Genomic DNA, 1,946 nt, shown 5'->3' with positions numbered 1-1,946 from the left:
AGGCGGGAGTTGACGCGGCTCTGCAGCAGGAACTGGGTGTACTGGTCGATCGAGTCGTGGTCCATGCCGCCGCCGATGTGGCGGCCGGCCTGGTAGCGCAGGTAGAGCTGGTAGTGCTCGGGCACGAAGCACAGGCGCAGGACCCGCGCCTCGAGGTGGCCGTGCGCACGCAGGGCGCGGCGCTGGCTGCGCGTCGGCTGGAAGGTCGCGACCGGCACGCGCAGCGGCAGGCAGGCGCGGCAGCCGTCGCAGTACGGCCGGTACGTGAACATGCCGCTGCGCCGGAAGCCGTTGGCGACCAGGCCCGAGTAGGCGTCGGCGTGGATCAGGTGGCTGGGCGTCGCGACCTGCGATCGCGCCATCCGGCCGGGGAGGTAGCTGCACGGATAGGGGGCCGTGGCGTAGAACTGCAGCGAGGCGAGCGGAAGTTCTTTCGGATGCGTCACGGGCGAGGACCTGTCGTCGCTTGCTTCATGGGGCAGGTCGGATGCCGAGCTGCGCCCACAAGTTCAAATCATAGGACCAATCGTCGATGTCGGGCTTCGCCAGGGCGACGCGCAGGCGCTCCTGGAACTCGGTGCGGTCGATCTCGCGACCGCCGAAGGAGGCGAGGTGGTCGGTCCGCTGCTGGCAGTCGATGGTCTCGATGCCGTGGCCGCGGCATAAGGCGACCAGGGCGGCGAGGGCGATCTTGGACGCGTCGGTCCGGCGCGCGAACATCGACTCGCCGAAGAACATCCGGCCGAGGCCGACGCCGTACAGCCCGCCCGCCAGCTCGCCGTCGATCCAGGTCTCGACGCTGTGCACCCGCCCGGCGCGGTGCCAGGCGACATAGGCCTCGATCATTTCCGGCACGATCCAGGTGCCGCTCTCGCCGCCGCGCAGCGACGTCGCGCAGGCGGTGATGACTTCCCTGCAGGCCGTGTCGATGCGGATCTCGCAGCCTGGCGTGACCGTGAAGCGCCGGATCGTCTTCTTGAGCGAGCGCGCCAGCGAGAACTCGGCCGGCAGCAGGACCATTCGCGGGTCGGGCGACCACCAAAGCACCGGCTGGCCCTCGCTGTACCAGGGGAAGATGCCCTTCGCATAAGCCTCGGCCAGGCGCCGGTTCGACAGCTCGCCGCCGGCAGCGACCAGGCCCGGCGCCTCGCTGCCGATCGGCAGGGCACGGCTCGCCTCGGGCAGCGGATCGGCGGCGTCCTGCAGCCAGCGGATCACGCCACGTCGCTGTCGGCGACCACTGCCTGGCTGGGCTTCTTCTGGGTCAGGGCCACGCCGTTGCGGACGGCGACGACCTCGGCCAGGATCGAGACGGCGATCTCGGCCGGCGTGCGGCTGCCGATGTCCAGGCCGATCGGCCCGTGCAGGCGCTCGATCTCCGTCGCGCCGAGGTCGAACAGGGCCAGCCGCTTCTTCCGGTTGGTGGTGTTCAGGCGCGAACCGAGCGCGCCGATGTAGAAGGCCGGCGACTTGAGCGCCTCGAGCAGCACCAGGTCGTCGAGCTTGGGGTCGTGGGTGACGGCGACGACGGCGGTGTGCGGGTCGAGCTGCAGTTCGACGGCCAGGTCGTCGGGCATGGCTGCGCTGAAGGTCGTCCCGGGGACGTCCCAGACGAGGTGGTACTCCTCGCGCGGGTCGCAGACGATGACCTCGAAATCGAGGCCGAGCGCCATCTGCGCCAGCGAGCGAGACAGCTGGCCGGCGCCGATGATCAGCATGCGCCAGCGCGGCCCGTAAAGGGCCCGCATCGTCCGGCCGTCGCAGGAGAAGGCCTGGCCGCGCCGGGCCGGCTCGACGCGCACGGCGCCGCTGTCGAGGTCGACGACCCGGGCGACCAGCTCGTGCCGGGCGGTGCGCTCGAGGACGTCGTCGATCCAGCCGGTGCCGGCGAGCGGCTCCTGGACCAGGCGCAGGTTGCCGCCGCAGGGCAGGCCGAAGCGGGCCGC

2 protein-coding genes and 1 pseudogene are annotated in these 1,946 nt (G+C 71.2%); all 3 read right to left on the bottom strand.

The genetic code is table 11. From position 1 onward, the window contains the following. A pseudogene (locus AC30N0_RS12660) lies at positions 1 to 446 on the bottom strand (arginyltransferase); the annotation flags it as partial. Positions 447 to 471: 25 nt separating this feature from the next. Next, complete coding sequence (gene aat / locus AC30N0_RS12655) at positions 472 to 1,218, bottom strand: leucyl/phenylalanyl-tRNA--protein transferase (RefSeq protein WP_489518264.1); 747 nt, start codon at positions 1,216 to 1,218, stop codon at positions 472 to 474. After that, positions 1,215 to 1,946: XdhC family protein (locus AC30N0_RS12650; protein WP_489518263.1), on the bottom strand; the 732-nt coding region annotated here is incomplete at its 5' end. The genes AC30N0_RS12650 and aat, both read right to left, overlap by 4 nt.

It is taken from the genome of Rhizobacter sp. (genome assembly GCF_031412495.1).
GTDB lineage: Bacteria > Pseudomonadota > Gammaproteobacteria > Burkholderiales > Burkholderiaceae_C > Schlegelella_A.
The sequence above is the reverse complement of the archived record's forward strand: the minus strand, read 5'-3'. Positions and strand labels throughout refer to the sequence as shown.